This window comes from Pseudonocardia lacus, assembly GCF_018531445.1.
Taxonomy (GTDB): domain Bacteria; phylum Actinomycetota; class Actinomycetes; order Mycobacteriales; family Pseudonocardiaceae; genus Pseudonocardia; species Pseudonocardia lacus.
Genome location: NZ_JAHDTH010000294.1, coordinates 1 through 7,015, shown reverse-complemented (window position 1 = coordinate 7,015; position 7,015 = coordinate 1). Strand labels below are relative to the sequence as shown.

Genomic DNA, 7,015 nt, shown 5'->3' with positions numbered 1-7,015 from the left:
CGGGCCGGCGCGGACGGCGCCGCGCGGGCCCGCGCCGTGCTCGACGCCGAGCGCGAGCGCGCCGTGGCCCGCGCACCGGGCGCGGGCAACCCGCTGCACGTGCTGCTCGCGCAGCTGTCGGGCAACCCGGTCCTCGAACTGTTCGTCGACGTGCTGACCCGCCTGACCAGCCGGTACGCCTACGCCGTCGCGCGGGCCGGGGCCGACACCGGGCAACCGGAAGCGCTGCGGGGTCGGGCCGGTGTCGTCGACGCGGTGGCCGCGGGCGACGGTCGGCGCGCCGCCGAGCTGATGCGCGAGCACCTCGACGCCGAAGCGGCCTGGTTCGAGCGGAACCGCCCGTCGGGCACCGTGCACCGACCGCTGCGCCCCGGCCCTCCCGAGCCCTCGGCGGGCCACGCGAAGATGGCCGAGGTGCTGGCCACCCGGATCCGGGAGGACATCGCCGTGCGCGGCTGGCCGGTCGGTGCCGTGCTCGGCTCCGAAGCCGACCTGCTCACCCGCTACCGCATCAGCCGCGCCGTCCTGCGCGAAGCCGTCCGACTCCTCGAACACCACGCCGTCGCCCGCATGCGACGCGGACCCGGCGGCGGACTCGTCGTCACCCGACCCGACCCCCGCGCCAGCATCGACACCATGGCCCTGCACCTGGAATACCGCGGCGTCACCCGCGACGACCTGGGCATCGCCCGCGACGCGGTCGAGCTCGGCGTGCTCGACCTGGCCCTGGCCGCGCGGGCCCGGCGGCCCTTCGACGCCGGCACCGTTGCCGAGCTGCACGCGGCGGCCGCGCACGTGACCGACGGCCCGATCGGCGATCCCACCCGCGCCGACCCGTTCCACACGCGGCTCGCGGAGCTGTCGGGCAACCCGGTGCTGGTGCTGTTCCTGCGGGTGCTCACCGAGCTGTTCCGCGCGCACACGTCCGCCCAGGAGCGCCCACCGCCGGTGGACGAGGTCGCCGCCGAGGTGCGCGTGGTCCACGAGCGGATCCTGCGGGCCGTCCTCGACGGCGACGCCGCCGCGGCCCGCAGGCGCATGCGCCGCCACCTCGACGCCCTCTCCCCCTGGTGGGACTGAGCGCCCGGCGCGCGACTCGCCGTCGCGCCGACCCGCCGGCGGGACGGGTCGGGACGTGACAGCGCGTACAGTGACCTCTTCACGCGACGACCTGCTTCACGCGACGACCTGCGCTCGCGGACCGGCAGCAGGTGAGGAGAGCAGGCCGCCATGGCGACACCCGGGATCGACCTCCCGCCGGGCGGGGCACCCCCGTCGGGCCGGGCGTCGCGCCCGGTCGACGGGCCCGACACCCACACCGACCCCGACACCGATACCAGCACCCGCACCGGCACCGGCGCTGACACCGTCCCCGACACGGTCACCGACACCGAGGGCTCCGACGCCGCCGTGGAGGTCTCCCCCGACGGGTCGGGCGGCACCGGCAAGCTGGCCTCCCAGGTCGCCCGGGGCATCGAGGCCGAGGTGGTGCGGCGGGGCTGGCCGGTCGGGCTCTCGCTGGGCTCGGAGATGGAGCTGCGCGAGCGCTTCGGGGTGAGCCGCTCGGTGCTGCGCGAGGCCGTGCGGCTCGTCGAGCACCACCAGGTCGCCCGGATGCGCCGCGGCCCCAACGGCGGGCTCTTCGTCACCGCGCCCGACACCGCCCCGGCCACCCGCGCGATGGTCATCTACCTGGAGTACGTCGGGACGACCGTGTCCGACCTGCTGCAGGCCAGGGTGCTGCTGGAGCCGCTGGCCGCCGGGCTGGCCGCCGAGCGCATCACCGAGGAGGGCATCGGGCGGCTGCGCGCGGCGCTCGCCGACGAGGTCGACCGGCTCGACGAGCCCGGCATCCGCTCGCAGGACGCGCTGCACGTGCTGCTGGCCGAGCTGTCGGGCAACCCCGTCCTGCGGCTGTTCGTCGACGTGCTGACCCAGCTCACCACGCGCTACGCGCACACCTCGCAGCGCACGCCCAGGGCGCGGGTCCGCGCGGCCAAGGCCGACTCCCACACCGAGCACACCGTCGTCGCCGGCGCGGTGATCGCCGGGGAGGGGGCGCGGGCGCAGACCCGGCTCACCCGCCACCTGCAGGCGGTCGCGGCGTGGATCGACGAGAACAAGGTGCGCAGGCTGCCCCGCGGCCCGGCGGCGCCGGTGGCCGCGGAGCTGGTGAAGGGTCCGGTGGAGGGGCCGCGGGCGAAGCTCGCCGAGGTCGTCGCGGCCCGGATCCAGGACGAGATCGCCCAGCGCGGCTGGCCGGTGGGCGCCGTGCTCGGCTCCGAAGCCGACCTGCTCACCCGCTACCGCATCAGCCGCGCCGTCCTGCGCGAAGCCGTCCGACTCCTCGAACACCACGCCGTCGCCCGCATGCGACGCGGACCCGGCGGCGGACTCGTCGTCACCCGACCCGACCCCCGCGCCAGCATCGACACCATGGCCCTGCACCTGGAATACCGCGGCGTCGCCCGCGACGACCTGCGGGTCGTGCGCGACGCCGTCGAGCTCGGGGTGCTCGCGGCCGTGGTCGACCGGCACACCGAGCCGCAGGTCGGCGAGCGCCTGTCGGCCGCGGTGCGCTGGCCCAGCGAGGGCCCGGCCGGCGACCCGGCCAAGCACGACGCGTTCCACACGGAGCTGGCCGACCTGTCGGGCAACCCGGTCCTGGCGCTGTTCCTGCGGATCATCACCGAGCTGTTCCGCCGGCACACGGCCGTGCAGGACGATCCGCCCCCCGGCGACGAGGCCGCGGCCGCCGAGGTGGAGAAGTTCCACCAGCGGATCCTGGACGCCATCCTGGCCGGCGACACGGGCCTGGCCCGCCACCGGATGCGCCGCCACCTCGAAGCCGTCACCTCGTGGTGGCACTGACCCCGGCCCGGAGGACGGATCAGGAGCGGGGCGCCCCGCCGTCGCGGCTGCGGGCGTAGTGCCGGGCGGCCTTGGCCCGGTTGCCGCAGCCGGCCATGGAGCACCAGCGCCGGTCGCCGCGCCGGCTGGTGTCGTAGAAGTGCAGCACGCAGCCCGGTCCGGAGCAGTGCCGCAGGCGGCTCGGGTCGCGCTCGCGCAGGCGCAGGTAGTCCTCGGCGGCGGTCCAGGCCGGCAGCGCGGCGGGGTCGTCGACGTCGATCACCGTCCGCGGCCCGTCGGGATCGACCGAGCGGCGCAGGGCCCCGCGGGCGAGCACGGCGTTGAGGGCCGCGAGCGCCGTCGGGGAGCCCGGCTCGCCGAGGTGGGCGGCGATGGCGTCGCGGGCGCCGACCAGCGCTTCGCGCACCCCCGCCGAGGCGGGGACGCGTTCGGCGAAGCCGTGGGCGGACAGCCACAGCGCCAGCCCCTCGGCGTCGGCCAGCAGGTCGTGGGTGCCCTCGGCGTCGACCCACACCGTGTTGAGCAGGTCCAGGCCCAGGGGTTCACCCACGAGCGGACGGGGGTCTGCTGGCATGCGACGAGTCTAACCGGACCGGAGCACCTGACAGGATAGGTGCATCAACCCGTGGGCACTCCGCCGGTCAGGAGTCCGGCGATGAGCGGACCGGGCCGCTACCGCGGGGGACTCGCGGTGCAGGGGCGCGCGGCTCCGCCGGCCCGGCCCGGACCGCTACGCGCCGTCAGCGGCCCTTCCAGACCGGGGCCCGCTTCTCGGCGAACGCCGTGGCGCCCTCGCGGGCGTCTTCGGAGGAGAACACCGGGGAGATGATCTCGGACTGCTTGGCCCAGCCCTCCTCGAAGGACCAGTCGGCGCTGCTGCGCGCGACCTGCTTGGTCGCGGCCACGGCCAGCGGGCCGTTGCCGGCGATCAGGGTGGCCAGCTCCACCGCGGACTCGAGCGCGCCGCCCTCGTCGGTGAGCCGGTTGACCAGGCCCACCTCGGCGGCGCGCTCGGCGCCGAACGGCTCGCCGGTCAGCAGCAGCTCCAGCGCGATCGCGAACGGCACCCGCCGGGGCAGTTGCAGCGCCGCACCGCCCGCGGCCACCAGCGACCGCTTGACCTCGGGCACCCCGAACCGGGCGGTGCGCGCGGCGACCACCAGGTCGCAGGCCAGCAGCAGCTCGAAGCCGCCGGCCAGCGCCCAGCCCTCGACGGCGCCGATCAGCGGCTTGCGCGGCGGGGCCTGGGTGATCCCGCACAGCCCGCGGCCCTCGATCGAGGGGCTCTCCCCGCGCAGGAACCCCTTGAGGTCCATGCCCGCGGAGAACGTGCCGCCCGCGCCGGTGAGCACCCCCACCCACAGCTCGTCGGAGGCGTCCAGCTCGTCCACCGCCTCGGCGACGCCCTTGGCGACCGCGAGGTTCAACGCGTTCTTCGCCCGCGGGCGGTTGATGGTGATGACCTGAACGGCGCCGCGGCGCTCGACGAGGACCTCGTCCGACACGCTCTCCTCCTTCGCAGAACCTGACCGGTCCGAACAGTAGCCTGATTTCCGCGCCGCGGAAGGCGCCGTCGATCACCCACCGGCCAGCTCGCGCTCGACGGCGGCGGCGGTCGCGGCCAACTCGGCCGCCCACCCGGCCACCCGGTCCCGGCGGAACCGCGAGGTCGGCATGGCCAGCGACACCGCGGCCGATGGCACGCCCCGCGGCCCGCGCACCACCCGCCCGAGGGCGGTGACCCCGGGTTCGGTGCCCCGGTCGTTCAGCGCGACGCCGCGCCGACGCACGCGGCGCAGCTCGCGCAGCAGCGCGGCGGTGTCCACCACCGGTGGGTGCCGGTCGGCGTAGAGAGCGAGCACCTCCGCGTCGGTGCGGGTGGCCAGCACGGCCTTGCCGCCGGAGGCCAGGTGCGCGGGCAGCGTGCGGCCCTCCCGGTCGCCGACGCGCAGCACGCGGGCGGCCTCCACGGTGACCACGAACCGCACGTGGTCGCCGACGAGCACGGTCAGGTTGCTGGTCTCGTCGACGCGCTCGGTGAGCGCGCGCAGGTGCGGCAGGGCCAGCCCGCGCAGCGCGGCGGCCGGCTCGGTCGGCACCCGGCGGCCCAGCGCCGGCCCGGCGACGTAGCGGCGACGGTCGTCCTGCACCGCGAAGTCCCGGTAGACCAGCATGGCCAGGAGCCGGTGGGCGGTCGAGCGGGCCACCCCGAGCCGGCGGGCCGCCTCGCTCACCCCCAGCGGCCCCTCCTGCTGCAGCAGGGTCGCCAGCCGCAGGGCGTGGTCGACCGACTCGATGGCGTACGCCGGTCTGTTCCGCACAGCAGAACGGTAGCTCCGGTCGGGGGTGGCGGACGTAGCGTTTGCGGGTCGCCCGACCGCTCGACGAACCGCCGGAGGTGCACCGTGACGTCCACGATCGACCCCGCCGAGCAGGCGGTCGCCTCCCCGGTGCGGCTGCGCGCGGTGGACGCGCCCGGGCAGCCCACCCCGTCGCCGGAGCTGGAGCGGCTCTACCGCGGCTTCGAGTCCGAGCTGCTGGTGCCGCTGTGGACCGAGATCGGCGACCTGATGCCCACCAGCCCCCGCCCGGCCGCCGCCGCGCACGTGTGGCGCTGGCAGGGCCTGCTGCGGCTGGCCGAGCGGGCCGGCGACCTGGTCCCGGTGGGGCGCGGCGGGGAGCGCCGGGCCATCGCACTGGCCAACCCCGGCCTCGGCGGTGCGCCCTACGCCACGCCGACGCTGTGGGCGGCGATCCAGTACCTGAACCCGCGCGAGGACGCGCCGGTGCACCGCCACACCCAGAACGCGTTCCGGTTCGTCGTGGAGGGCGAGGGCGTGTGGACCGTGGTCGACGGCGACCCGGTGGCCATGCGCCGCGGCGACTTCCTGCTCACCCCCGGCTGGCGCTTCCACGGCCACCACAACCGGTCCGACACCCCCATGGCCTGGCTGGACGGGCTCGACATCCCGTTCGCGCACACCATCGGCTCGGGCTTCTTCGAGCCCGGCCCCGAGGTCGTCGAGGACCGCTCCGCGCCGGCCCGCTCGCGCGCCGAGCGGCTCTGGGCCCATCCCGGGCTGCGCCCCGTGTCGGTCCCCGGTCCGCGGACCAGCTCCCCGATCGCGGCCTACCGCTGGGAGCACACCGACGCCGCGCTGGCCGACCAGCTCGCCCTGGAGGACGCGGGCCACCCCGGTGTGCTGGAGCCGGGGCACGCGGCCGTCCGGTTCAGCAACCCGACCACCGGCGGCGACGTCATGCCGACCATGCGCGCGGAGATGCACCGGCTGCGGGCCGGAACCCGCACGGCCACCCGCCGCGAGGTCGGCTCGTCGGTGTGGCAGGTCTTCGACGGCACCGGCACGGTCCACGTCGGCGGGCGCGAGTGGCGCGTGGAGCGCGGCGACCTGGTCGCCGTGCCGTCGTGGGTGCCGCTGGCGGTGACCGCGCGGACCGGGCTGGACCTCTTCCGGTTCAGCGACACACCGATCTTCGAGAGCCTGCACGCCCACCGGGTGCGGATCGAGCCCGCCGACTGACGAGCCCGCCGGCCGGCCCCCGATGGGGTCCGCCCCGGTGGACCGGTGCCCCTCGACGACGCGGTGCACCGGTCCGACGGGGCGGACCCGATCTCCCACCGGGGTACCGGGCCCCCAGGTCGGTCAGTGCTCGCCCGCGTCCTCCTCCTCGGCGGCCGGGGCCTTCTCCGCCTCATCGGCCTCGTCGGCCTCGTCGGCCTCGTCCACCTTCTCGGCCTTGTCCGCCTTGTCGGCCTTGTCCGCCGGCGCCTTCTCGGCAGCCGCACCACCACCGCCGGTGGCGTTCTGCACGGCCGCCGAGTCCTCGGCGGCGTTCGGGGCCTCGGCGTCCTGCGCGGCGTCCTCGGCGGCGGCGTCCTCGGCAGCGGCTCCCTCCTGGGCGGCGGCCACGTCCGCGGCGGCGGCCTCGACCTCGGCGACGACGGCGGCCGCGTCACCGCCGGCGGCGGTCAGCGCGGCCTCGGCCGCGGTCACGCCCTCCTGGGCGGCGAGCAGGGTGACGTGCGCCGCGGTCAGGCTCTCCTCGGCCGCGGCCACCGCCTCGGCGTCCGCGTCGTCGGCGGCGGCGTCGGCGGCGGCCGCGTCCTCGACCGCGGCGTCCT

At 76.7% G+C, this 7,015-nt stretch carries 7 protein-coding genes; 3 read left to right on the top strand and 4 right to left on the bottom strand.

Annotated features, from left to right (window positions below; genetic code table 11):
- Together KIK08_RS35950 and KIK08_RS35945 are read left to right on the top strand one after the other, a co-directional pair.
- On the top strand, positions 1-1,080 hold a 1,080-nt coding region (locus tag KIK08_RS35950), incomplete at its 5' end, for an FCD domain-containing protein (protein ID WP_214407783.1).
- 150 nt (positions 1,081-1,230) lie between these two features.
- Positions 1,231-2,871: a FadR/GntR family transcriptional regulator gene (locus tag KIK08_RS35945; RefSeq protein WP_250558515.1), complete on the top strand. Its 1,641-nt coding sequence runs from the start codon at positions 1,231-1,233 to the stop codon at positions 2,869-2,871.
- A gap of 19 nt (positions 2,872-2,890) precedes the next feature.
- Here KIK08_RS35945 and KIK08_RS35940 read toward each other — a convergent pair whose 3' ends face one another.
- The 3 genes from KIK08_RS35940 to KIK08_RS35930 form a co-directional block, all read right to left on the bottom strand.
- On the bottom strand, positions 2,891-3,445 hold the full coding sequence (locus tag KIK08_RS35940; RefSeq protein WP_214407782.1) for a CGNR zinc finger domain-containing protein: 555 nt from the start codon (positions 3,443-3,445) through the stop codon (positions 2,891-2,893).
- 166 nt (positions 3,446-3,611) lie between these two features.
- Complete coding sequence (locus KIK08_RS35935; RefSeq protein WP_214407781.1) at positions 3,612-4,376, bottom strand: crotonase/enoyl-CoA hydratase family protein; 765 nt, start codon at positions 4,374-4,376, stop codon at positions 3,612-3,614.
- A 72-nt stretch (positions 4,377-4,448) separates the two neighbouring features.
- Positions 4,449-5,192, bottom strand: a complete 744-nt coding sequence (locus KIK08_RS35930) for an IclR family transcriptional regulator (RefSeq protein ID WP_214407780.1) — start codon at positions 5,190-5,192, stop codon at positions 4,449-4,451.
- A gap of 129 nt (positions 5,193-5,321) precedes the next feature.
- On the opposite strand from KIK08_RS35930, the gene KIK08_RS35925 reads away from it, so the two are divergent.
- Positions 5,322-6,413: a cupin domain-containing protein gene (locus KIK08_RS35925; protein WP_408004781.1), complete on the top strand. Its 1,092-nt coding sequence runs from the start codon at positions 5,322-5,324 to the stop codon at positions 6,411-6,413.
- Between the two features lie 123 nt (positions 6,414-6,536).
- On the opposite strand, the gene KIK08_RS35920 is transcribed toward KIK08_RS35925, so the two are convergent.
- On the bottom strand, positions 6,537-7,015 hold a 479-nt coding region (locus KIK08_RS35920; RefSeq protein WP_214407779.1), incomplete at its 5' end, for a hypothetical protein.

Bases quoted from the DNA above. Each gene is read 5' to 3' on its own strand.
- KIK08_RS35945 (WP_250558515.1), top strand. From the start codon at position 1,231: ATGGCGACACCCGGGATCGACCTCCCGCCGGGCGGGGCACCCCCGTCG.
- KIK08_RS35940 (WP_214407782.1), bottom strand. From the start codon at position 3,445: ATGCCAGCAGACCCCCGTCCGCTCGTGGGTGAACCCCTGGGCCTGGAC.